Source organism: Methylobacterium sp. Leaf85 (genome assembly GCF_001422125.1).
GTDB classification, from domain to species: Bacteria; Pseudomonadota; Alphaproteobacteria; order Rhizobiales; family Beijerinckiaceae; genus Methylobacterium; species Methylobacterium bullatum.
On sequence record NZ_LMME01000004.1, the window covers coordinates 53,851 to 75,867 of the forward strand.

The 22,017-nt window shown below is 65.4% G+C and carries 19 protein-coding genes and 2 pseudogenes; 6 read left to right on the forward strand and 15 right to left on the reverse strand.

What is annotated here, in order from left to right:
• Window positions 1-93: 93 nt before the first annotated feature.
• From ASF08_RS04405 to ASF08_RS04420, 5 genes and pseudogenes are all read right to left on the reverse strand, one after another.
• The gene (locus ASF08_RS04405; protein ID WP_056141846.1) at window positions 94-894 is read right to left on the reverse strand and encodes a fructosamine kinase family protein; all 801 of its coding nucleotides are present in this window, start codon (window positions 892-894) and stop codon (window positions 94-96) included.
• Window positions 891-1,358, reverse strand: a complete 468-nt coding sequence (locus tag ASF08_RS04410) for a low molecular weight protein-tyrosine-phosphatase (protein WP_056141849.1) — start codon at window positions 1,356-1,358, stop codon at window positions 891-893. The genes ASF08_RS04405 and ASF08_RS04410 overlap by 4 nt, the downstream gene beginning before the upstream one ends.
• A 22-nt stretch (window positions 1,359-1,380) precedes the next feature.
• Window positions 1,381-1,977 (reverse strand): annotated as a pseudogene (locus ASF08_RS04415) (MFS transporter); the annotation flags it as partial.
• A pseudogene (locus ASF08_RS25635) lies at window positions 1,958-2,269 on the reverse strand (aldo/keto reductase); the annotation flags it as partial. The pseudogenes ASF08_RS04415 and ASF08_RS25635, both read right to left, overlap by 20 nt.
• Before the next feature lie 66 nt (window positions 2,270-2,335).
• On the reverse strand, window positions 2,336-2,623 hold the full coding sequence (locus tag ASF08_RS04420) for an MTH1187 family thiamine-binding protein (RefSeq protein ID WP_018043812.1): 288 nt from the start codon (window positions 2,621-2,623) through the stop codon (window positions 2,336-2,338).
• A gap of 155 nt (window positions 2,624-2,778) precedes the next feature.
• Between ASF08_RS04420 and ASF08_RS04425 the strand changes: the two genes are divergently transcribed.
• Complete coding sequence (locus ASF08_RS04425; RefSeq protein ID WP_056141852.1) at window positions 2,779-3,183, forward strand: hypothetical protein; 405 nt, start codon at window positions 2,779-2,781, stop codon at window positions 3,181-3,183.
• Window positions 3,184-3,346: 163 nt separating this feature from the next.
• On the opposite strand, the gene ASF08_RS04430 is transcribed toward ASF08_RS04425, so the two are convergent.
• The 3 genes from ASF08_RS04430 to ASF08_RS04440 all read right to left on the reverse strand — a co-directional run bounded on the left by ASF08_RS04430 (window position 3,347) and on the right by ASF08_RS04440 (window position 5,198).
• Window positions 3,347-3,811 (reverse strand): hypothetical protein, encoded by a 465-nt coding sequence (locus tag ASF08_RS04430; RefSeq protein WP_187273481.1) that lies wholly within the window; start codon window positions 3,809-3,811, stop codon window positions 3,347-3,349.
• A 96-nt stretch (window positions 3,812-3,907) separates the two neighbouring features.
• The gene (locus tag ASF08_RS04435; RefSeq protein ID WP_018043815.1) at window positions 3,908-4,228 is read right to left on the reverse strand and encodes a hypothetical protein; all 321 of its coding nucleotides are present in this window, start codon (window positions 4,226-4,228) and stop codon (window positions 3,908-3,910) included.
• Between the two features lie 517 nt (window positions 4,229-4,745).
• A complete protein-coding gene (locus tag ASF08_RS04440) occupies window positions 4,746-5,198 on the reverse strand; it encodes a tellurite resistance TerB family protein (protein WP_026175937.1) in 453 nt (150 codons plus the stop codon).
• A gap of 397 nt (window positions 5,199-5,595) precedes the next feature.
• On the opposite strand from ASF08_RS04440, the gene ASF08_RS04445 reads away from it, so the two are divergent.
• Window positions 5,596-5,943: a hypothetical protein gene (locus ASF08_RS04445; protein WP_056141855.1), complete on the forward strand. Its 348-nt coding sequence runs from the start codon at window positions 5,596-5,598 to the stop codon at window positions 5,941-5,943.
• Window positions 5,944-5,964: 21 nt separating this feature from the next.
• On the opposite strand, the gene ASF08_RS04450 is transcribed toward ASF08_RS04445, so the two are convergent.
• Both ASF08_RS04450 and ASF08_RS04455 read right to left on the reverse strand, forming a co-directional pair.
• The gene (locus ASF08_RS04450; protein ID WP_056141859.1) at window positions 5,965-6,348 is read right to left on the reverse strand and encodes a flagellar biosynthesis repressor FlbT; all 384 of its coding nucleotides are present in this window, start codon (window positions 6,346-6,348) and stop codon (window positions 5,965-5,967) included.
• A 93-nt stretch (window positions 6,349-6,441) separates the two neighbouring features.
• Complete coding sequence (locus ASF08_RS04455) at window positions 6,442-10,107, reverse strand: flagellin N-terminal helical domain-containing protein (RefSeq protein ID WP_056141862.1); 3,666 nt, start codon at window positions 10,105-10,107, stop codon at window positions 6,442-6,444.
• A 569-nt stretch (window positions 10,108-10,676) separates the two neighbouring features.
• Between ASF08_RS04455 and ASF08_RS04460 the strand changes: the two genes are divergently transcribed.
• Complete coding sequence (locus tag ASF08_RS04460) at window positions 10,677-11,678, forward strand: helix-turn-helix domain-containing protein (RefSeq protein ID WP_018043821.1); 1,002 nt, start codon at window positions 10,677-10,679, stop codon at window positions 11,676-11,678.
• Window positions 11,679-11,835: 157 nt separating this feature from the next.
• Here ASF08_RS04460 and ASF08_RS04465 read toward each other — a convergent pair whose 3' ends face one another.
• From ASF08_RS04465 to ASF08_RS04475, 3 genes are all read right to left on the reverse strand, one after another.
• Window positions 11,836-12,594 carry a helix-turn-helix domain-containing protein gene (locus tag ASF08_RS04465; protein ID WP_056141865.1) on the reverse strand — a complete coding sequence of 253 codons (759 nt, stop codon included), beginning with the start codon at window positions 12,592-12,594 and terminating at the stop codon, window positions 11,836-11,838.
• An 85-nt stretch (window positions 12,595-12,679) separates the two neighbouring features.
• Window positions 12,680-13,255: a class GN sortase gene (locus ASF08_RS04470; protein WP_156629454.1), complete on the reverse strand. Its 576-nt coding sequence runs from the start codon at window positions 13,253-13,255 to the stop codon at window positions 12,680-12,682.
• The gene (locus tag ASF08_RS04475) at window positions 13,255-15,411 is read right to left on the reverse strand and encodes a marine proteobacterial sortase target protein (protein WP_056141868.1); all 2,157 of its coding nucleotides are present in this window, start codon (window positions 15,409-15,411) and stop codon (window positions 13,255-13,257) included. Before ASF08_RS04475 ends, ASF08_RS04470 begins: the two co-directional genes overlap by 1 nt.
• A gap of 1,069 nt (window positions 15,412-16,480) precedes the next feature.
• Here ASF08_RS04475 and ASF08_RS04480 point away from each other — a divergent pair.
• From ASF08_RS04480 to ASF08_RS04490, 3 genes are all read left to right on the forward strand, one after another.
• Complete coding sequence (locus ASF08_RS04480; protein ID WP_156629455.1) at window positions 16,481-18,619, forward strand: hypothetical protein; 2,139 nt, start codon at window positions 16,481-16,483, stop codon at window positions 18,617-18,619.
• A gap of 172 nt (window positions 18,620-18,791) precedes the next feature.
• Window positions 18,792-19,094: an ATPase, T2SS/T4P/T4SS family gene (locus ASF08_RS04485; RefSeq protein ID WP_147831839.1), complete on the forward strand. Its 303-nt coding sequence runs from the start codon at window positions 18,792-18,794 to the stop codon at window positions 19,092-19,094.
• A gap of 142 nt (window positions 19,095-19,236) precedes the next feature.
• Entirely contained in the window at window positions 19,237-19,668 is a 432-nt protein-coding gene (locus ASF08_RS04490; protein WP_056141877.1) for a transposase, read from the forward strand.
• A 246-nt stretch (window positions 19,669-19,914) separates the two neighbouring features.
• Here ASF08_RS04490 and ASF08_RS04495 read toward each other — a convergent pair whose 3' ends face one another.
• Entirely contained in the window at window positions 19,915-20,802 is an 888-nt protein-coding gene (locus ASF08_RS04495; RefSeq protein WP_082473061.1) for a transporter, read from the reverse strand.
• 326 nt (window positions 20,803-21,128) lie between these two features.
• Window positions 21,129-22,013 carry a helix-turn-helix domain-containing protein gene (locus ASF08_RS04500; protein ID WP_056141884.1) on the reverse strand — a complete coding sequence of 295 codons (885 nt, stop codon included), beginning with the start codon at window positions 22,011-22,013 and terminating at the stop codon, window positions 21,129-21,131.
• Window positions 22,014-22,017 lie beyond the last annotated feature (4 nt).

The following is a 22,017-nucleotide window of genomic DNA, read 5'->3' on the forward strand; positions in this document are numbered from 1 at the left end:
TCGGGGATCGGCCCTGAAAACGCAAGGTTCGCGGCGCGGTTCGTGTCGCGCGACATGCGCCGCGCTTCCGGTCCGATGGGACGCACTGAGGTTTCAGCAGCCGGTGGCGTCGAGCAGCGCCTCGACCATGGAGCGGTAGCCCGATCCGAACAGGCGCAGATGCACCAGCGCCGGCCACAGCCGGTAGATCGCCCTACGCTCCGCCATGCCCGGTTCGGCCTCGCCATACGCCTCGCGGAAGGCGGGGCCGGGCGCGCCGAACAGGGACAGCATCGCGAGGTCAACCTCGGCATGGCCGTGATAGCAGGCGGGGTCGATGAGCCCGGAAACGCGGCCGCCATCGGTGAGGATGTTGCCGCTCCACAGGTCGCCATGCAGCAGGGCCGGGCGGGGACGGGCCGGAAGACGCTCGGGGAGTATGGCCGCCAGGGCCTCGATCCTCCGCCGGAGCGCGGCGTCGAGATGAGGCGCGTGGCAGAGGAGGCGCCGCTCGGCCCAGAAGCCGGGCCAATCCTCGCTTCCGTGATTGTCGATTCGCACCGTCCCGAAAGCGTAGTCACGGCTCCAGCCGTAATCGTCGCCGGTCACGGCATGGAGGCGCGCCAACACGTGGCCGAGATCCGCATCCGCATTGCCGCCGCCGGCCGGCAGGGGCTCGATCACGAGAGTGCGAAGATCGGCCGCGAACACCTCCGGCGCGGGGATGCCGGCGGCGCGGATCGCGCGGAGCATCCCGGCCTCCGCCGGCGGATCGGGGCCATCCTTGACGATCGCCGCGCTGCCGTCGTCGAGCACGATCCGCACGAGGCTGGAGAGATCGCCGCCGCTCATGGGCTCGGCCCGCACGAGGCAACGCCCGAGCAGTGCCGCCCCGCGCTCTGCCAGTGGCATCATGCCGTGAGCGCGCGCACGAGGTGGCGGGCGCCTAGGGTCACGTCGGCCCAGGTGGTGTCGAACCCCGCATCCGCGCCGTAATAGGGGTCGGCGACCGCCTCGCCCCGGCGCCCCGGCACATGGTCGAGGAGAAGCGACAACGCAGCACCCTCCTGCGGTCGAAGCCGGCGCAGCGTGGCGAGGTTGTCGCCGTCGAGGGCGACGATGTGGCTGAAACGAGCAAAATCCGCCGGCTCGACCTGACGCGCACGGTAGCCGGAGATGTCGACGCCGTTGCGCCGGGCGACGGCCTGGGCGCGCCGGTCGGGCGGTTCGCCCGCATGCCAGCCGCCGGTGCCGGCCGAATCGACCTCCACATCGAGACCCGCCCGCTCGGCCTCCAGGCGGAACGCGGCCTCCGCCAGGGGCGAACGGCAGATGTTGCCCAGGCACACGAACAGGATGGCTGGCTTGCCTGCGGACATAACGGCTCCTCGAATGTCGATGTCAGTTGCCGCCCGACGGCCCGGTCGCCCGATCCTTGCCGGAGCCTTCCGCTTCTTCCATCGCGATCCGCCTCGCCTCCTGCCGACGGCCGAGCCAGAGGCTGTTCAGGAGCCAGGCGACCGAGAGCGGAACCGCTGCGATGGCCACGGCCGTCGAACCGAGGCCCAGCGCTCCAATTCCCTGGAAGGACCAAGCGCCGATCTGGTCGCCGGTCCGGTAGACCACGGTGTCGAGGAAGTTCTTCGCCTTGTAGCGGTCCTCACGCGGCACGACCGTGAACAGCACCTCGCGGATCGGCCGGGCGATGGCGAAGTTGCCGGCCCGCCGGAAGACCTGGAACGCCACGATGGCCGTGATCGTGGGTGAGACGGCGAGCGCCGCGAATCCGAGGATGCTGGCCGCCGGCAGGAGCGCGAGGGCGGGGCCGACCCCGATGCGCCGCACGATCCGGCCGGTGAGGAAGAACTGCACGCCGAGGGTGAGCAGATTCACCAGCAGATCGACGCTGGCGAAGAAGGCCGTCTGCGAGCCGCGATCGGGGAAGCTGCGCTTGGCGATGCCCGCCTGCTCGAAATACAGGAAGGATCTGGCCGAGGACGTCCTCGGCCGTGCCGTAGCTCGGCGCCGTGTCGATGACCGACCCGCCGAGCGCCACGAACCGCTGCACCGCCTCGCGCAAGGGCGCGATTTTTTCGGGGACCGGCTCGACCTCGTAGCGGCGCGAGGTGCCGATCCCCATGGCGGGGAGCATCTCGCCGGAGGACGGGATGGCGCGGCGGATCAGACCGCCCTCCTCCGCATGGGCCGGGGATGTGGCACGCTGCAGCAGCGGCACGATCAGGGGAGCGAGGCCGGCACCGGCCAGGAACGCACGTCGGGATGGCTGCATGCGGGCTCGGTCCTCATCGGGGATCGGGCAGGATCAACGCCGCTGCGCCGCCGAGGTGCCAACGGATCAGGAAACGGCCGTCAGCTTGTCGGCCATGGACTGCTCCTTGTCCCGCCGTGACGAGAAGGCCATGGTGAAGAAGACCCGCTGAACGCCGAGCTGGCTCAGCTTCTCCTCGCAGAGTTCGATGAGCCGGCAGATGTCGGCGAGCTCGCCCTCGATGTTCGTGCCGTTGGCATGCATCTCGGCGTTGAGGTGGCTGGCCTCAAGGATGGTCTTGATCTCCTTCACGTAGGAGGAGACCGAGGGGCCGACGCCCATGGGCACGATGCACAGATCCGCGACGACTTTCATGGACGTTCTCCTCGGGAATGCAGGTGAAACGGAACGGCCGATCCCCGTGATCTCGTAGGCCGCTCATGGGCCTGCGTCGCCAGCACCCAGGGGACGATGGGAACGGCCCGGCGCCCGGTCCGTTGATGAACATATCTCACAACAGGACATTTCGAATGCGCAAGCTCGCACTTCTATCGGCCGCGGCCGTCAGCCTCGGTGCCCTCCTGGCGGCAGCCCCTGCGGAAGCCCGTGGCTGGGGCCATGGCGGCGGATACGGCCACGGTGGCTTCGGCGGCCACGGTGGATACGGTCATCGCGGCGGCTATGGCCGTTACAGCGGTGGTTACGGTCGCTATGGCGGCGGCTACGGCCGGGGTTACGGATATGGCCGTCGCGGCATCGGTCCGGGCGCCGTCATCGGTCTCGGCGTTGCCGGTCTGGCTGCCGGAGCCATCGCGGCCGGCGCCTACAATGGTGGCTATGACGGTTACGGTTATGGCCGCCCCGTCGGCTATTACGGCGGTTACGCCCCCGCGCCGGCCTATGGTTACGGCTACGGTGGTTATTACGGCTACTGAGCCGGGACTGGATTTGGCCGAGACTGGATCCGGCAAGGAAGGGGTCGCCGCGAGGCGGCCCTTTTTTGCGTCGACTCGGCGCTGACGCCCCTGCCCGATCATCCAGGCCGGACGGAACGGCGCCAAGTCGGCAGCCCCGGACGTCCCATGCGATCCCGGCCGATCAGGGCGGCGCGAAGATCGTGATGTTGCCGTTGATCTGATAGGCGGCCGTCGGCGGCGTGTTGACGAAGCGCAGGCGGATGGGGCTCTCGCCCAGGATGGCGCCGAAGGACGGGGTCACCGGGATGGGAAAGCATCGGGACACGGCGTCCCTTGCGGACTCCTCATAGTGTTTCCGGGCTTCCTGATCGCCTTCGAGGCGGCGTGCCGTGACGAGAGGCGCACCGCGCAACTCACCGTTCTTGCTGATGCCGAACAGGAACGCGATCTGTGATCCGCTGGTATTCGGAGGGACAGACCAGCAGGAGGCGAGCGTCGCGCGAAGGTCCGCCCAGTTGTTCACGGCGGCTGGCGGCGACGGGGATTGAGCGAAAACTGGAGCCGTCATCGGCATGGACGATCCGCCGAGCATCGCCACGCCGAAGCGGCACGCGATGACAAACCGGCGGATCGGTTCATGGCTCATGGATGGCAGTCTCAGTGTCGTCGCGGGCCGGAGCAAAACGGCAAGCGGCTGCCACCCCGCGATTGCAGGACTATCCCTATCGCTCGCTGGCCGGCTTCACCGCTTCTTCGAAACATGGAAGATGGCAAAGCCTGCCAGGGCCGCGAGGCCCAGCGCGAGGGGCCGATTGTCGTGGAAGGCGCCGAGCGCGCGCGAGCCGGCATCGCGAAGGTCATCGACGACGGGGTTGCCCAGAAGGATGTTCTGAGCGCGATCCAGATTCTCCGCCTTCGTGCTGATGGAGACTTCGAACGCGTCATCGTGGCGTTCGATATCGATGCTGTTGCGGGCGAATCCGGCGCGAGCCAGCCGTTCCCTGGCCGAGCGGGCAGCCCGGAGAGAAGGGACGACGACCGAGGCTAAGGCACTGTCAGACATTCATGTCCTCCGATTTGGATGGACGAACATCTTTGAAGGCGCAACGGTTCCTTGCCGGAGACGGGCATTCGGCCCGCCATATCGCCCGACATCGTCCGGCCATCCCCGTCCAGGGGATGCTCAGCCCGTTGCCGTCAGCCGCAGAGGATTGCGATGCCGTCCGTCAACGCCGCACGGGCGGCCGGACCGGGCCTCGGGCCGCTCGGCAGGCTGCGTCAGGCCATCGTCCAAGTGAGGAGCATGATCCCGCTCAGGAAGATTCCATAAGTGATCGCGATGGCCGCGATTTCACGGTGTTCGTTGACGATGTTGCGGGAAGCGAGGATCATGGCGATGACCGGCAGGGGTTGAATGCCGGCTCTATAGTCGAAGGATCTCTAACGTGGGGTCGTCATGAATGGTTAATATGATTTTAACCATTTGGTGTCGCCCCGGAAGCACACTCGACCGACGCGAGAGCGATGGGGAGCCGTCGCGTCGAGCCGGAGCGACCGACGGACGCGGCGCGTCGGCCGGGTCACGACGGGTTGGACGGCCTCACGGGAGCCAGCCGGAGTAGTGTCTCCTTGTCGACGGAAAGCGCTTCGGCGATCTCCTCGAGGGCCTGGTGCTCGACGTCGCTGATTCCCTCATGGTCGGCGGCATCGGCGGCGATCAGAAACACCCCGTTCCGCTGTTCGAGGGAGCGGTCCGCGATGGCGGCCACGCGGCTCAGATTGTCCGCCCGTCCGACGCGGGTTCGAGCCCGCGCGATGCCGTCGAACAGCTCCGCCTCCAGCATCAGCGTGTCGTAGCCCTTCTCGATGATCGGATTGGCGCGCATGGCCGCGAGGGCGACCTCGACCTCCCCCTCGTCCACTTCGCTGTCGGCCACGATCACGTTCGAGGCCGCCGACACGGCCGCCTGCATGAGCGTCTTGTCACCGACATAGGCGGTGACGTGTTCGAGAAGGTTCTGAAAGATGCCCATCACGGACTCCATGGAGCGGTCCGGCCGAGGGGCCGTGAAGCAGCAACGCGCGAGCCTGCCCATCGGCGTCGTATGCAAACTTCCTTCGTCGAACGCACGCGCTTTCTTCGGCCCGGCCGGTAAGCGGGGCACTTACGGCATGGCGGGATCGCCCCGCCGCGCGGCCTCGCCGACAGGGCGATGACGGCTGGAACTGTCCGGGGTGCCCCCTCGTTTGGATCAAGACGTCCATGACGAAGATCAGAAGCAGGGGCGTTATGTGTCGATGCCACCTCGTTCTTCGAAAACCGGATCACGTATTCGAATCATAGATCTAAGTTATCGATCAAATCGGCGACAGCAAAAATTTGACGGAATGCCTTCACTCGATGGCGATGTATGCCGGAGCACATGAGGGATGACCTGGGACCGGCACACGAATAGGGCGTACGCCGCGGCCGTTGCCGTAGGCGGCCTCGTCGTGCTGATGATCCAGGAAGCTCCGAACTGGAATGCGACCCTGATCGGCATCGCGTCCCTCGTCGCCTTCGGCATCCTGTGGATTCTTCCCGAGCACAGGACAGTCGATAGGCGCCCGTCGACGGACAGGGGCGACGACGCATTGTGGAAGGTCGCGATACCCCGCGAAGCAGGACCGGCGCCGCACGAGTTGCTTCTGGGGCCGCCGGGTCCCCTCGGTCTCATCGAGCCGAGACGCCGGCCCACGATCCTTGCCCATCGACGCCTTCCAAAGCCGCGCTCGTGAGAGAACGAGCGCCCTGGTCGATCACGCGGCCTCGGCGAAGCTTCGCTCGGCGGTCACGAGGGCGCGGCCCAGCTTGATCGCCCCATGGTAGCGGCGGTCCGCGATCGCATCGTGGATCGCGAGAAGGTGGGGGGCGAGCGCCGGGCTCGCCCTCATGATCTCTGTGGCCTGGCGGGCGAAGAGGTCCTCGGCCTCGGCCGGGTCGTCGGCGAGGTAGAGCATCTGCAGGGTGACGCAGAGCATCTTCGCGGGCGTGTCGGCCTCGCTCTCCTTGATGACCTCGGATTCGCGCAGGAACTTGCAGTGGGTCTCGATGAGGAAGTCGGAGCGCCGCGATCCGTTGCGGATGAGCGCGCCGTTGATGAGGAAGCCCTCGTAGGGCTTGAGGTCGAGGCGCAGGGCCATGGTGGTGAATCCCTTCTGGAAACGGGCCTGAATCGATCGTCGGATAGCGCGGGGGCCGGCCCCGACGGCCGGTCCCCGCGTGTTGGCGCGCGCTTAGCGGAGGAGCTGGAGGATGCCCTGCTGCGCCTGGTTGGCGAGCGAGAGCGCCGAGGTGGCGATCGAGTTGCGGGTCGACAGGGCCTGTGAGTTGGCGGCTTCCTCGTTGAGGTCCGCGTTCACGAGGTTGGCAGCGCCGGTGTCGAGGATGTTGATCAGGTTCTTCGAGAAGTCCTGACGGTTCTGCACGATCGACAGGTTGGCGCCGAAGGTCGAGGACTGGGTCCGCAGCTGGGTGGTGGCTTCGGACAGCTGCTCGATGGCGGCGTTGATGTCGGTGTCCGACTGGAACCCGCCCTCGACGGCGTCGAGGCCGAGGCCGGCGGCATCGAACTTCACGCCCTTGATGTCGAGCGCCGAGGTGTTCTTCTCGTTGAAGGCGATGTGCAGGGTGTTGTCGGCGGCGCTGTTGCTGTTGCGGAACAGCAGGTTGACGCCGTTATAACCGGAATCCTGGGCCTGCTGGGTGATCTTCTCGAGGATCAGGTTGAACTGCTGCGCCAGGGCCGAGCGCACCGAACTGGTGCCCTTGCTGCCGCCCACATCCGTGCCCGACGCCGTCTGGGAGGTGGCACCCGATCCGGAGACGCCGAAGCCGATATCGACACCGGCCGAACCACCGGTCGTGACCTGGGCCGCCTGGATGGTCAGCTTCTGGTCGGAGCCGGAGGACTTCGTCGAGATGACGAGCTTGCTGTTGACGTAGCTCGCCTCGACCTTACCGGCGAGACCGGTATCGGCGTTGATCTGGTCGTTGATGGCCTTGGCGATGGCGGTCTGGCTGGTGGCGGCCGAACTGCCGAGGTTGGTGTTGTTGAGCGTGATCAGCTTGAGCGGGCCGCTGCCGAGCTTCAGGGTGAAGGACGCGTCCTTCGTGCCGCTGAAATCCTTGGTCGCGGTCTGCTCGGTGCCGACGATGGAGGCCTTGGACGAGCCGTCCGTCGCCTCGGTGCCGGAGGCGGTGACGCCGGCGGCGGCGGTGCCTCCGCCCGCGGCGGGGGTGCTGCTGGCCGTGGTGGTGGTGCCGAGGCCGAGGCCGGCGGTGTCGCTGGTCGCGGTCAGGGTCGGGGCGGCGGCGCCGGTACCGACGGCGTTCGATTTCACCTGGAGCTTGTCGCCCACGAAGGAGACTGTGGCCTTGACGCCGGCGGTGTCGAGCTGGACCTGGATGGCTTCGGCGACCTTGGCCTGCGTGGCCGCGTTGCCGATGGCGTTGCCGGCCTTGTCGAGGCTGGTGGACGAGATCGAGACGTTCTTTTTGGTAGTGCCGTCGCTGATCTCGAAGGCGCTCGACTTGCCGCCCGACAGGTCGATGGACCCGGCCGGGATGCCGGTCGCGGTCTGGGCTGGGTTGGCCACGCCCGCCGCCCCGATGCTGAGGCCGGCCGCATCCGTGCCCGGCGTCAGGGTGACGGTGCCGCTGGTGCCGACGCCCTTCGAAGTGAGTTCCAGCTTGTTGGAGCCGTTGAAGGACGCGGTGACGTTAACGCCGGCCGAGTCGAGCTGACGCTGGATGGCTTCCTCCAGCTCGACCTTGGTCGCCGAGTTACCGATCGCGTTCCCGGCCTTGTCTTTGCTCGTGTTGTCGATGGTGATGGTGGCCGTCGTGGTCCCGTCACCCACCGAGAAGCTCGAGGATGCGGTTGTTAGGTCGACCGGGAAGGTCACCGCCGTACCGGCACCCGTCACCTTCGCGGCGGTGCTGGCGGACGGCGTAGTTGCGGCGTTGGTGGCCGTCAGCGTGTTGGCGGTGCCGAGGCCGAGGCCGATCGTGTCGGAGGCAGCGGTGATGACCGGTGCGGCGGTATCGGAATTGGGGCCGACGATGACCAGCTTGTTGGCGTTAGCATCACCGGCGGCAGTAGTAGCGGTGGAGGACGTGATATAAGCCGAGTAGCCGCCGCCGAGCTGCTTGTTGATCGCCTCGGCCAGGGCCTGACGGTTCGGATTGGTGCCGATCGCCGTACCCGAATTGTCGGTGGCAGCCGCATTGAGGGTGACGGTCGAGCCGCCGACCGTGAAGCTCGCGCTCTTCCCGTTGGTGAGGTCGGTATTCGCGGAGATTTCGCCCGCAGTCGTCTTCGAAGGGGCGCTCAGCAGGCCGAGCTGATCGCCCAGCCCGGTGCCGACCGAGGTCACCGAGATCGACGTATCATTGCCCGCGCTGGTGAAGACCAGTCTATCAACGTTGTTGAGCGTAGTGACCGAAGCGGTCACACCGGCACCAAGCTGTTGGTTCAGTGCGCTGAGGAGGTCAGCCTGTGCAGGTGTGCTGCCGAGTTTCGTACCGTCCGCTTTTAATGAATCGGCATTGATCGTAATCGTCTTGGTTGTCGCCGCAGCGGCGCCGACCTTGGTCGTCACATTGAACGTCGAGCCCTGGCCGGCGCCGAAGGCGTTTGCGCCGGTGTAGTTGGCCAAGACGGCGCCGGCGGTTGCCGTGAGGGCGCTCGGGGCACCGGCGGCGGCAACGACGGAGAGCACGCCCGCTGTACCGGCAACGGTACCGGGGGTTGATGTCGTGGAAGTCGCCGCAGCAGTGCCGGCGACCGGCGTGCTCGCGGTGAAGGTGCTGAAGCCGATGCCGGCCGCGCCGTTGCCGCCCGTGGTGTCGATGCCGCCGATCACGGAGATCTGCGCGTCGGGGCCGACATCGGCCGACTTGAACACGAGGCTGTTGGTGCTGGACAGTTCGACCGTCGCGGTCGAGCCGCTATCCTTGAGCTGCTTGTTGATGGCCTTCGCGACATTCTCCCGCGAGGCCGAGGCGCCGAGGGTGCCGCCGAGCTCGTCGGTGGCCGAGTTCTTGTCGAGCTTGACCTGGACCGAGGTGTTGCCGTCGCTCACCACCAGGGAGGCGCTGCCGGTGGAGAAATCCGTGGCGACGGCCAGGGCGGCATTGGCGGTGACGGTGGCGGAGGTCGGCGTGGTGGTGGACTTGCCGTAGCCGATATCGATGGTGGAATTGGCCGAGCCCGCCACGGTCAGGCTGGCGGCCGCGCCCGTCGTCGTGGTCGCGAAGGTGATGCGGCCGTCGGGGCTGGTGCCGGCCGAGACCTTGCCGGCCAGCGCGCTGTTGTTGGCGATCTGGCCGTTGATGGCGGTGAGGAGCTGCTCCGACGTGACCTTGGAGAGGTCGGTGCCGGACGAGGCCAGGGTCGCCGAATCGATGCGGATGGTCGACTTGTTACCGCCCAGGGTGATCTCGAGGGAGGCGTCCTTGGTCGGGCCGGAGAAGTCGAACGTGGTCTCGCCGGTTGCGCCGGTGGTGCCGAGGGAGGCCAGGGTCGAGGTGGCCGTCACCTTGGCGGCCTGCTCCTTCGCGCCGCCGCTGATGCCGCTGCTGCCGCCGGTCTTGTCGGCGAGCGCCTGACTGGCCGTGGACTTGGCGGTTTCGAGGAGCTTGGTGATCGAGGTGATGCCCTGGCTCGCCGCCTGGATCGCCTGGACGCCGTTGGAGATGCCGTCGAGCAGCGAGCTGATGTCGCTGGAGCGTGCCGACAGGCTCTGCGCCGTGAAGAAGTTCGTGGGGTTGTCCAGCGCCGAGTTCACCTTCTTGCCGGTGGAGAGCCGGCTCTGGGTGGTCGAGAGCAGGTTTGCCGTGTCCTGGAGCGAAAGCAGGTTCTGGCGCGTTGCGGATGTGAGGGTGATGCTGCCGGACATCGAGTGGATCCTGTTGATCGAGACATCGCCCTGTTGGCGACGCCCCAGACAGGGGTCGATCCACTTATCGAGACCTTAATGCGGATCTCGACTGTGCTTGTGTTGAGGGGCGTTTCGTCTCATCTAAGTGATGTTTTGTCTCAAAATGCTTTTAAGTTACTTGATGTCTCAAACATAGTCGTTTTCGTCTCATAGTCGAGCCCGCCGGCGGGGCGTGCCGCTTGCCTTGGCCGCCGGTCCAATTCAGATGAGCGTGGCGGGAGACCGCAACTCCATCGGCCGACGATGCTTAATCGTCGCAGAAATAATTCGCTTTGATCCAAAAAATCGTTGATTAATCAATTATTAAATCGATAGTGTGCGCTAATTAATCTGCGCATCAACGCTTAAGTAGTCGAAGCTTTGAGCGTCTTAACAGGGCTGGTCGTCATGATCGATGACATATCGCATGTTGATCGATGATGATCTCGATCATTTGTTCGCATTGGGATGGGTATTCTCGAATATCTCTGGATCGGTACTGCTTGGTGCCGTCCATGGGTCTGCGTTGCATTGAAGGCCACTGATCCGTGACGGACATTCTCTGCGACCGTTTCATCGCTCCCACCGATCCGGCTCTGCTGGCTCAGTCCTGGTGCAATCATCTCGCGCCGGTCTTCGAGGCCGAGCTCGCGCCGGATGCCGACCTGGCCTCCCCGATCTCCCTGACCACGTATCATTTCGGGGAAGCCCTGGTCGGCTCAGTGACCGCGCCGGCCCAGCGCCTGAAGCGCTCGGCCCGGACCATCGCCCGGCAGGGCGTCGACCACATCCTGATCCAGTTCTACACCGCCGGCCAAAGCCGGGTGGGCGCCGCCCGACGCTCAGTGGAGATCAACGCCTCCCAGCTCGTGGTCTTCGACCTCACGCAGCCGATCGTCAGCGAGGCCGGGCCGGTCTCCGCCACAACCGTGATGCTGCCGCGCAAGCTCCTCGGCGACCAGATCGCCACCATCGAGAGCCTGCACGGGAAACCCCTCGATTACCGCTCGGCTCCCGTGCGGAACCTGTCCTACACCTACCTGTCCGGCCTCGTGGCCAGTGCCGCCTCCACCGAGGCGCACCAGCTGCGCTACCTGTCGAGCGCGGCGGCCGATCTCTGCGCCGCCTGCTTCCAGCCCGACGCGAACCAGGCGCCGGCCCTCGACCGGCTCAACAAGGTCGCCATCTGCCAGTACATCGAGCAGGAACTGGCCTCGGAATCCCTCGGGATCGACGCGCTGATCCTTCGGTTCGGGCTCTCGCGGGCCACCCTCTACCGGCTCTTCGAGGAGGAGGATGGGGTCGCCAGCCACATCCGCGAGCGACGCCTGCTGCGGGCCATGAAACTCCTCGGCGCGGCGGGCGGGCGCCCGCGCATCTCGTCGGTCGCCTACGCCACGGGCTTCTCCGACGAGAAGACCTTCAGCCGCGCCTTTCGCAGGCGGTTCGGATTCCTTCCGAGCGAGGCCCTGGCGGAGCGGTCGCTCGCGCATCGCGGCCACGACAGCGCCCCGGTGCTGCTCGGCTGGATGCGAAGCCTGAGCGCCTGAGCCCCGGGCGGGGTCGGCCGAGACGTCACCCGTCCGTTCGGCCGGAGCCCGGATCGGCGGCCTGGACCGGCATTGGCGCAATGCCCGCACGGTCTCGTCGCACAACCCCCGGCTCTTCGAGGGTAGCCGGATTTGACACGGTCCGATTTGAGTCGGCTTAGCCGAACAGTACCCCGTAGCCCTCCTCGAACACCCGTCCGAGTTGGCGGCGGTAATCGGCATAGGCCGGCATGCCGGACGTCACGCGTCCGTAGCTGAGTTCCGGGCCGGCCGAAGCTTCGGGGATGAGGGCGAGCGGAGCCGCGGCCGGGGTGAGTTGCGTGCCGCGTCCCGCATGCAGCGTCGTGAGCAGCCCGAACATCTCGCCATGGATGGTGGGCCGGCAGAGCACGGCAAGGCGACACTGTCCCTGCCAATTGGTGACGAGATAGATCATGCCCGATTGGTTCGGCACCGCGACGCTGCCGGTCTGGGCGAAAGGCGCATCGCTTCGCTCGGCCTCGCGGAAGGCAAGGCGTGCGCTCGCCGCGTCCCACGCGATCTCGGTGCGATAGGCGAAGACCGCATCCGCCATGCCGAAGGAGGGCCGCAGCGTCAGATAGCGCCCTTCGAGCCAGGCGGCGGATTCCCGGGAATAGGAGCCGAGTTCGGAAGGAGCATGCCGCGTCTCCGGTGCTGCGCTGACGGGCTCGGTGCCGTTGCGCAGGCGCTGGCCGAGCGCTTCCTCCAGGCGGATGGTGGTGGCGAGCGTGAAGGGCCGTCGGCCGGCCAGGGCCTTCTCCAGGGTGGAAATGCTGATCCGCGCCAGATCGGCGAGGGTTTGACGGGAGATCCGGCGACGGGCGAGCGCCTCGCGCACGGCCTGGGCAATGGCGCGGCTCTGGCCCTCGGGCAGCTCGGTTTCGGGTTCTTGCACGGTCTCTCGGCTCGTCGCTCGTCTCCGCAGAGATCCGCACGAAACCGCACAGGCTGGCAAGACATGGCCCAGTAAGAGGAGTGGTTCATTCCGTGTCGTCCACCGCCTCTGCCTCCACGACCAGGCGCAGCGGCCCCTGCACCAAGCCATCCAGAGGCCAGCAGGTCACGAGGGCGATGTTTCGTCCCGGGGCGGCCGGATCGATCCCCGATGCGTCCCAGGACACGACCCGGCTGCCGCTGATCCGGAAACGGACGGTGCGTCCGTCCCGCCGGGTCACCGAGACGACATCGCCCGGCTTCACCGCTGCGAGCACCGCGAATTGCGTATCGCGATGAGCCGCGAAGATGGCGGTGCCCGGTTCGCCCGCCTCCGGCGTCCCGTCGAGATGGCCGGGGCCGAAGGCCAGGGCCTGTCCGCTGCCGCCGCGCAGGGCGACGAAGCTCTGTCCCGCCACCGTGAGTCGTGCCACCGGCTCGGTATCGGCCGATGGCCAGGGCCGCACCGGGCGGCCCTCGACGAGGCTTCGGGCGAAGGCACGCTCGAGGAGCACCTGCGCGAGCGCGGCCTTGGCGGGAATCCAGGCGGCTCCGACCAGGACGCCGAGGCCCGCGAGGATGAGGAGGGTGGCGAGCACCCTCCCCCCGGTCATGCGGCTCATCACGCGCTCCGCACCCGGCGAAGGGTGAGCAATCCGCCGAGCAGCAGGACGAGACCCAAGAGGATCTGCGCCCGGGTGCCCGCCCCGGTCTGGGGCAGCGGGACCGCCTGGGCCGGGGCCGGAACCGTGGCCTGGGCCGGGATGAGAGCGGCGCGGCGCTCCCGCGGCGGCTGCGCGGCGCGCTCACCGAAGACTTTCGCGAAGTCCCAGCCCGCCGGCAGGTTCAGGGGCAGTTCGGTCGCCACGAGGGGAGCACCGGTCGGCCGGCGCGGGGTCGCGTCGACCGCGACGAGGCTCGTCAGACGGGTCATCAGCTTGTGCGCCAGGGCGAGCTGCAGGATCGTGGCATCGGCCTGGTTCGGCATCACGCGCCCGGTGACGCGGGCGGTTTCGGCCTCGGCGATCTTGGAGCGTGCCCAGACCTTCGAGATGCCCGTCCCCTCGGCCGCGTCGGCCAGGGACACGCTGGTCCGCCACGGCGCTTCGCCGATGCGGCCCGTCAGAGTCAGCGTGCCCGTCGGGTCGGCGATCTCGGCGGCGAGGACCACCGGCTCGCCACGGTAGAGGTCGGGCAGCGGATTCGGGGTGATGTCACCGCCATTCGACAGCGTCGCGGCAAGGTCGGTGACGGCGGGGTTCTCCAGCTTGGCATAGAGGCTGCGGGTGCGCTCGGCGACCTGATCGACGGTGTGGATCGCGGTGTAGCTGCCCCGGCCGATCTCGGCGGCGTGACGCATCAGGTGCCCGTTCGGAGCCGAGCCGATACCGACCATGAACAGCCGACTCCGGCCGAGCCCGTCATGGATCGCGGCGAAGATCCGGTTCTCGTCGCCGATGGCGCCATCCGTGAGGAAGACGATCTGGCGGACGCGGCTCCGATCCTCCGGATGGTTGTCGGCGAGGGCCGCACGGAGCGGGGCGAGCATCTCGGTGCCGCCGCTCGCTTCCAGTCCGGCGACGAAGCTCTCGGCCGCCCGCAGATTCTCGGGATTCGCCGGGACCGGCTCCGGAAACAGCCGGCTCATGGTGTCGTCGAAGCGGATGACGGTGAATCGGTCCTGGGGCGTGAGCCGAGCGAGGCCGGCGAGCAGCCCGGCCTTCGCCTGCCGCATCGATGCGCCGGACATCGAGCCCGAATTGTCGATGACGAAGACCACGTCACGGGGCTGGCGCTGCGCCGCGTTCGCGTCCGGTGGGGTGACGGTGGCCAGGAGGTAGGTGCGCCCGGCCACCGTTTCCCGGAACAATCCGAGGCGCGGCTCCATGCTCGGCACGGGTTCCCAGGTGAGTTCGAAATCGCGGTCGGCGGGGACGACGCCGTCGGCCAGGGTCACGCGCCGGGAATCCGGGCCGGTCTCGTCGACATGGAGCGGGTGGGTGGCGCTTCTCAGCGTGCCGAGCGGAAAGCCGGCCTGGAGCCGCACCGTGATACCGACGGGATTGACCGGGGCGGCCAGGGAGGGGTCGAGAACGGGCGCGGTGATCCGATCGCGATCGGGCACCGGGTCGGAACCGGTCTCATCGCGCGCCGAGACGAGATCCACTGCGGGCGGGGCCGGGTTGTAGCGAGGAGCCACCACCAGGGGCAGGCGCAGGGAGCGGGTGCCCCCGGATATGGCCACCGTCTGCTGGTACTCGATCTGCACCAGCACGGTCTCGCCCGGTCCGATATTGGCGACGGAGTTGGTGAAGACGTTCGGCCGCTCCTGCTCGGTCAGGGCCGCGCTCTGTCCGGCCGCCTTGGCCGCCTCATAGATGCGCTTGGCCGCCGCGCGTTCGCGGATCTCGGCGACGATCACCTTGTCGCCGATCACGAGCTTCATCGTATCGACCGCCGAATCTTCCGGCAGCGGGTAGAGGTAGGTGCCTTCCACCCAGGACCCGGTGGTGTTGCGGAAGGCCTGTGTCACCACCGTGCGGGCGGTCGGGCCGCTGACGGTGACGCTGAAATCGGTGCTGAGACGCGGCGCCTCGACCGGCGAGGCGGCATCCGGCCCACGCAGAACCAGGCTGCCGCTCGACGGTGCCGGCAGGGCACTGGCCGAGCAGATCGAGATGAGCAGCGCGAGAAGCGCCAGAAAGAGCGGCGAGACGGGCCGGGCTATTCCGGCGCCTTCCGGCAGGCGGAACCGCGTGGTGACGAGTGAGGGCAGCATGGGTCTGATCTCCGGGCTCCCGGCTCGATGGCCGGCTCGTTTCGAAGAATCACCTGCGCATCGAAGCTTCGCCATGGGACGCTTCGGCCAGTCTCGGGCCGCACCCGGACGATTGAGCCCGGCGCAGGCGGATCTGTCCGGTTTGTGTCCGGTCCCGTGCGGACAACGCGGTTCCGTTCCGCCTTCGGGAAGAGCCGAACCTCGCTGCAGTCGGCCGTGTTGCGGAAGGCTGGTCATCCGCGATTGCCGGGGGGGCGAGTTGCGACAGCCAACTCCAAACCCGTGAGATCCCCGCCGGCCTTCGAGTTCTGACTTGGGGCCGGTGAGCATGCCGCGCGGCGGGACGCGACCGCTCCGTTTCGGCAGGCCGGCCTCGCGATAGTAGAGTTCACCGTTGTCCAGCGATAGAGAGCGTCTCCCCGACCGACATTGTGGCTCTGACCCGTTTTATGCCGCCTCCATTCCCGTCTTTAAGAAGACCTGGCGTCTCCCGCAGGCCCATACTCCTGCGCTCGGACCAGGCAACATCTTCGATAAGAGCCCCGCTCCAACCTGTTTTGTAAAACAGGAGCGGATCGAAACTTTCGAATGCGCTCGCAGCACATCACAAATTAATCAAATTCGTCAAATAATGAGTCCTGCTGTTTATTGCAGTATAATTTGAAATTATGCAAAATAATCGAACTAAAAATTATTAACCAGTCATTTGTTCGAACAATAGGCCGTGTGGACATCATTTAACCGCGAATGTGTCTTTTATAGACTTTTGTGTTTAGCCTTTTTATCCATAAATCGGGCGGCAGGAACGCTTGAGACAGTGGAAAGGCTAGAACAGCCAGGGTCTGAAGAAGATCGGATCCGCACATGAAACAGACAATCCAAGATATTGGCCGGCGCTTCGAAGCAGTCTTTCCGCAACGCTGCCAGCCGCGGCGGCCACTGACGCGGGCCATCGGCAGAAACCTGCTCAAATGCTCAAAGTATAACATTCAAAAATAAAGCATAAACGCCGCCTGTCCCGCTCTTCGTCTATGTAGTTTTCTCGTTGTTTGGAGACCAGCCTGTGTCGTTGAAGTCCTTGCTGCGATGCGCAGTCTTTACACTTGCGTCGGTATGCACCGCGCTTCCAACGGTCGTCCAGGCTGAGGACGGTCCTTTCGCGGTCACTACGGGGTCGTACCGTTTCGCCGGTCGGGACGAGCCGCTCGTCGCCACCGACCGCAAGGTCGATCTCTGGGCCGAGGTCTACAGGCCCACGAAATTGTCCGGTGGACCGCTCCCGGTCGCGGTATTCCTCCACGGCAACCACGGCACTTGCGGCAAATTCGACAAGGAACTCCAGGTCCGTGTCGATTCCGGGGCTACCTATACGGATACGGGCAAGTGCGGGGCGGGCGAGGTCGTGGTGCCGAACCATCTTGGCTACGAGTACCTGGCCAAGCAACTCGCCTCGTGGGGGTACATCGTCGTCTCCATCAACGCGAACCGCGGCATCACTGCTGGTATTGGTGACGAGGGGGATTGGGGACTCAACTTGATGCGCGGCCGGCTCATCTTGCGTCATCTGGCGCTCTTGTCCGACTGGAACAGTGGGGTCGGCAAGATCCCGGTGCCGGAGACGCTCAAGTTCAAGCCGCTCGGAACGATGGATCTGTCGCAGGTCGGCCTGATGGGGCACAGCCGCGGTGGCGAGGGGGCCCGCGCGGCGATCCAGCAGTTTCGCGACGCGGCCAGTCCCTACCCGGCTCTGATCCGTGGCCTATCGATCAAGTCGGTCTTCGAGATCGGCCCTGTCGATGGTCAGACTGACCGTGTCCTCGACGCAGACGGGGTCAACAGCATGATCCTGCTGCCCGCCTGTGACGGTGACGTTCTGAACCTCCAGGGCTTGAAGGTCTTCGACCGCACCTTCCTGAGCAGGAAGCCGGACGCGTCGAAGACGTTCCACGGCACCGTCTATGTTTGGGGCGCCAACCATAACGCCTACAACACCGAATGGCAGACGTCGGATTCACCGGGCTGTTCCGGCACCGACGCCCTCTTTCAGCCGGCCGGTCGCTCCAAGCCGCAGCAACTGACGGCTGTTCAGACCTTGATCCCCTTCTTCCGCGCCACGGTCGGCGCCAAGGCGGACCCGTCGCTGGCAGGGCAGTTCGACCCGGCCAACTCACTGCCGTCGCCCCTCCTCGACATTACCAATGTCGATCGAGGTTACCTGCCGGCACCGGTGGGCGACGCTGTGCAGAAACTCGAGACGTTCTCACAGCAGACCGGCAAGAGCGACACCGGCATCCCCACCACGTCCAGAGGTGTTGAGGTGGTGCACCAGCGTCCTGGCAGTACCGAGTGGTGGTTCGAGCACGAGCCGGAAGCCCGGGTCGCGACCGTGTCGTGGACCGCAAATTCCAATCTGAGTAAGATGTTTCAGGTGAATTTCAGCCCAGCCAAGGACATGTCGGCGTTCAAGACCCTCTCGTTCCGCACCACGTTGCGCTGCTTCGGCGAGATCTGCGACTTCCCCGCTTCGGCCGACGGAGAGTTTGCTTACGGCGTGCGGCTTCTCGACGGCAACGGCCAGGCCTCGAGGACATATCTCACCAGCCGGGACGTGCGCATCAGCCGGCCGGTCGGAATGTCGGATACTCTTCACCCGATTCTGTACACCGTCCAGGTTCCGCTGTCGGCTCTGAGTGGGGTAGACCTGAGTCAGATCACGGCGCTACGCTTTACCTTCCATGACCAAAAGATCGGTACCGTGGATATTGGCGACGTGATGCTGTTGAAATCCGATCCGGCGCCTGCACAGGCCATTGCCCAGAGCTCGGCAAAGAGCCCTACGGCTTGGATGGCCGCCGCCAAAGTTCAGGCGATCTCCATGCCTCCGCACGATCCCGCGGCCGACGCCAACACCATGACGATCGTGCGCAAGCCCTCTTCCGCTCGGGCGACCTCCGCAGGGGCATCGCGCAGTGCACCGATGGTCGACATCGTGGTCACTTCGAAGCGGCCATTTCCTTTTACCAACGCCTTTCCCCGGTTCAAAGTGGGTAACAAGACCATCCCCGGCGGCACGATCGGGCCTGACGGCAAGACGATGACGATCAGCATCCCCGAGGCGACATTCAACGAGCTTCCGACCGGTGCTGACGTCTCGCTCTCTCTCCTGGCAAGTGCTCCCCCTTGGAAGTTCGGGCCGCTTAAAAAGTAGGTCGTCAGATATTTCTTAACTGAGGACAAAATCGAGGGTATTCACAATGTGGTATTGTGAATGCCCTCGATTTAATGCTGTGCAGACTTGAGAAAAATTCTAGGTTATCAAAATTATATACCCGCAAGACTGAATGGTGGCCTGCAGGTTTGCTTGCCTTGTTGCGAGAACCTTGCCGGTTTTGAGTCGCACCAACCCGGCCACCGACGCGGTGGTCCGCCTCGCCGATATGGGCGTCGAGCCCTACCTCATCGCCGCGAGCCTGCGCGGCGTCCTCGTCCGGTGCCTGTGCGAGCGGTGCCGCCGGCCGGCTCCCGAGCGCACCGCCGAGGTGCGCGACCTGTGCCGCGCCCGCGGGCTGACCGCGCCGGAAGGGACCGACTATCACCGCGCGGTGGGGTGCCCCACCTGCGGCGGCAGCGGCTTCCACGGCCGCGCGCGCCGACCTCCTCGCCGAGTCCTGGTCCGCAGTTGAGCGTTACTTTCCGCCCGAGGCGGTACTGCGGCGCAGCCTCGAGCTTCCGGCCACGGCGCGCCTCTATCTCGGCCCGATCCTGGCGCACCGCCTGGAACGCCTGACGCCGTGACGCCCCGACCGGATCCTGTACGGTTACCGCGTGGTCCACGAGGAGGCCGAGACGATCGGCGTCGAGTTCGCGGCCGTCCCGAACCACATCGCCGCCGGCCGTCGATCCGCCATCGAGGCCCTCGGCCTCGGCCTGACCGCGCTGGTGCCATCCGAGCGTGCCTGCCGCCAGCAGGGTCGTCGGCACAAGCCCCTGCTCGACGTCGGTCGCCAACTCGCCCTGCAGGCGCGCCGCTGGGTGCCGGGGCGCGACCTCGTGCCGGTGGGCGACGGCGGCTTCTCGGCCCTCAGGTTCCTCGACGCGATGCGCCGCAGCCACGTCACCGTCATCACCCGCCTGCGGCTCGACGCGGCCCTCTACGATCCTGCCCCGCCGCGGCCGCCCGGCACAATCGGATGGCCACGCACGAATGGCGTGCGCCGGCCCACGCTCGCCCAGACCCTAAAGCTGCTTAGTGGATAATACTATGCTCTGCAGGGGGGCGCGCTTACGTCTTTCGAATATTTTCCGCCAGATCAGCGCTGCCTGGCAGGATATGCGCTTGATGGATTTGCCAAAAACCAACGTCCAGAAAGACAATATCGGCGACGTAGCCGATATTGTGTCGGTCTTGCCGCCGATGGATGCTGCGGCATGAGTAATCTTTTTCGCCGAAGCGACGATTTTTCATAGCCAAGTTGAATATCTGCCGTTCTATTATGGCTAAATTTACGGGAAAATCTTTGCAATCCGCAGCTGGAGGAATGTCGACTGTTTCGTTCCATTTTCGACAATGAAGTCCTGGCCAATCATCGCTTGGATTTGAAGGGTCGGCTCGGGAAAATAGGCGACCGCGAGACGGCCATATTGGGTCGCCTGTGAATTTCGCAGTGACGTTTGCTCGAAGGATTGGTTGCCACCGATCTTACCGCCGAGGCCGCCGCCGACTTCCAAGGCAGGATTGATCTTGTATCGCAGATAGGCCTGCAATTCGAATTGAGGGTCCTGCGAGAGCCGACCGATGCCGCCGAGGTTGTAGCGTGTGTTGTCCGAGTAAAAGGCGACATCGCCGATCAGGTCGAGCGACCAAACCGGATTGAAGTGCTTGACGTAGGCCGCTTGAATGACCCCCTGCCAGCGATTGGTTCCAAAATTCAGCGCCTTGTTCTCGTCATACGTCCCCGTCGGGGCGATGAGATAAGGTGTGATGGCGAAGACATCGTTGAATTCGGTATTGAGTTTGAACTTGAAGGCGGTGGCCATGATGAGATCGCCCACGCCGCCCGGCGATCCAAGGGGTGACAGCACGCCGCCGGTCGAGATCGCCCCAACCGGGAGGAGGAATTGCGGGTCGACCGTCACGCCCGGGGCGATTTCATAAACATGCAACAGACGGATGATGCCAACATTCGTCTCGAGCTTCGCATCTGATGTCGTTTTGGCACCACGCGCGTAGGCTTCGTCTCCACGGCCATGCTGATAATACAGCAATCCGATTGTCGCCCCGGAGGGGAACTTTTCGTAATCACCGGGATTCGCTTCGAGCGCCTCGGCGCTAAAGCTCATGCATGTGGATAGAGCAGCCGAAATCAGGCTCAGGCCAAATCTTGATTTCATGAGAGACCCCTCGACCCCAGATCAAATGTCGGGGTTTTCTTCAGGGTCAGCATCCGGATTTTCTGCCTGCGGTCTTTATCCGCAACCATCTTTCGTTGTTCGATTCCTGCTGAAGCCGGCCGCGCGAGGGGGAACAGGCGTTCGCAACGATTTGATCGTCTCGATCCATCCGAAGGGATGGCCGGCCGACGGGAACTCGTCCACGCTCCGTGTCATGGCCGGGGCAGTAAGAAGAGCGCTCAATCGATCCTCTGATCTGCAGTCGTCTTGCGGACCACATCCATTTCCAGAGGCTGGAGACGTCTCTTCGGAGCAAACCACAGCGACTATTTCTGCGCGGAGGCCCGCATCTGGGCTGGGGTCACGCCCATCACCTTACGAAAGGCGCGCGTGAAATTCGCTTGTGACGAGAAGCCGATCGCCGCTGCGATCTCGGAGATCGGTGTATCCTCGGTCATGAGCCGATGCTTGGCGCGTTCGAGCCTGCGGCCACTCACATACTCGTATGGGGTCCGTCCCGTCGCCGCGCGGAAACTGCGGGTGAAATGCGCCACGCTCATGCAGGCGGCCGATGCCAGATCGGCGACCGCAAAGTCCTCGAAGAGGTGAGCGGTGATGTAATTCTCGACCCGTTCCAGGCGTCGTCGATCGAGGGGCTTGTCGCCGCTCTCCGGGATGCGGATGGTCGCGGCCGAATAGCGATGCACGAGATGGGCCGCCAGCGCGATTCCCAGTGTTTCGATGAGAAGACGCCCGGCTGCGGTTTCGTGCTCCATTTCATCGAGGACGCGAGAGGCAACGTATTCGATGAAAGGATCCTGCGGGATCACATCGTAGCGCAATTCACACCGGGCTGGGTCTATGTCGAGATCCCGCAGCATCGTCTGCTCGAATGGGTGAGCCGGCATGAACATATGCAGGCAATCGACCATCGGATCGGCAATATTGATATAGTTTTCCTCGATCCCGGCCGGGCAGAGCCAAATCGTGCCGCGATGGCCGTGAGTCTTTTGACGCCGTCCGTCCCCGACGCGTTCGACGAAGGTGCGACCGCCCAACTGGACGGCAATTTCGGTATCGCGTGGGGTGAGGGACGGGAGCTCGCCGGGCATATGGCTCCAGCGTTCGGCGTGCAGAGTCGACCAGCGCAAATCGTTGGAGGTGTCGAGCAACCGGCCTGTCACGTACTTGTCGACCGAATGGCCCAGCATGGCT

Bases quoted from the DNA above. Each gene is read 5' to 3' on its own strand.
- ASF08_RS04410 (WP_056141849.1), bottom strand. From the start codon at position 1,358: ATGTCCGCAGGCAAGCCAGCCATCCTGTTCGTGTGCCTGGGCAACATC.
- ASF08_RS04450 (WP_056141859.1), bottom strand. From the start codon at position 6,348: ATGGCCCTGCGCCTCGACCTCAAGCCCTACGAGGGCTTCCTCATCAAC.
- ASF08_RS04420 (WP_018043812.1), bottom strand. From the start codon at position 2,623: ATGAAAGTCGTCGCGGATCTGTGCATCGTGCCCATGGGCGTCGGCCCC.
- ASF08_RS04470 (WP_156629454.1), bottom strand. From the start codon at position 13,255: ATGAGCCGCATGACCGGGGGGAGGGTGCTCGCCACCCTCCTCATCCTC.
- ASF08_RS04430 (WP_187273481.1), bottom strand. From the start codon at position 3,811: ATGAGCCATGAACCGATCCGCCGGTTTGTCATCGCGTGCCGCTTCGGC.
- ASF08_RS04495 (WP_082473061.1), bottom strand. From the start codon at position 20,802: ATGAAATCAAGATTTGGCCTGAGCCTGATTTCGGCTGCTCTATCCACA.
- ASF08_RS04500 (WP_056141884.1), bottom strand. From the start codon at position 22,013: ATGCTGGGCCATTCGGTCGACAAGTACGTGACAGGCCGGTTGCTCGAC.
- ASF08_RS04445 (WP_056141855.1), top strand. From the start codon at position 5,596: ATGACCTGGGACCGGCACACGAATAGGGCGTACGCCGCGGCCGTTGCC.
- ASF08_RS04455 (WP_056141862.1), bottom strand. From the start codon at position 10,107: ATGTCCGGCAGCATCACCCTCACATCCGCAACGCGCCAGAACCTGCTT.
- ASF08_RS04475 (WP_056141868.1), bottom strand. From the start codon at position 15,411: ATGCTGCCCTCACTCGTCACCACGCGGTTCCGCCTGCCGGAAGGCGCC.
- ASF08_RS04440 (WP_026175937.1), bottom strand. From the start codon at position 5,198: ATGGGCATCTTTCAGAACCTTCTCGAACACGTCACCGCCTATGTCGGT.
- ASF08_RS04405 (WP_056141846.1), bottom strand. From the start codon at position 894: ATGATGCCACTGGCAGAGCGCGGGGCGGCACTGCTCGGGCGTTGCCTC.
- ASF08_RS04435 (WP_018043815.1), bottom strand. From the start codon at position 4,228: ATGTCTGACAGTGCCTTAGCCTCGGTCGTCGTCCCTTCTCTCCGGGCT.
- ASF08_RS04425 (WP_056141852.1), top strand. From the start codon at position 2,779: ATGCGCAAGCTCGCACTTCTATCGGCCGCGGCCGTCAGCCTCGGTGCC.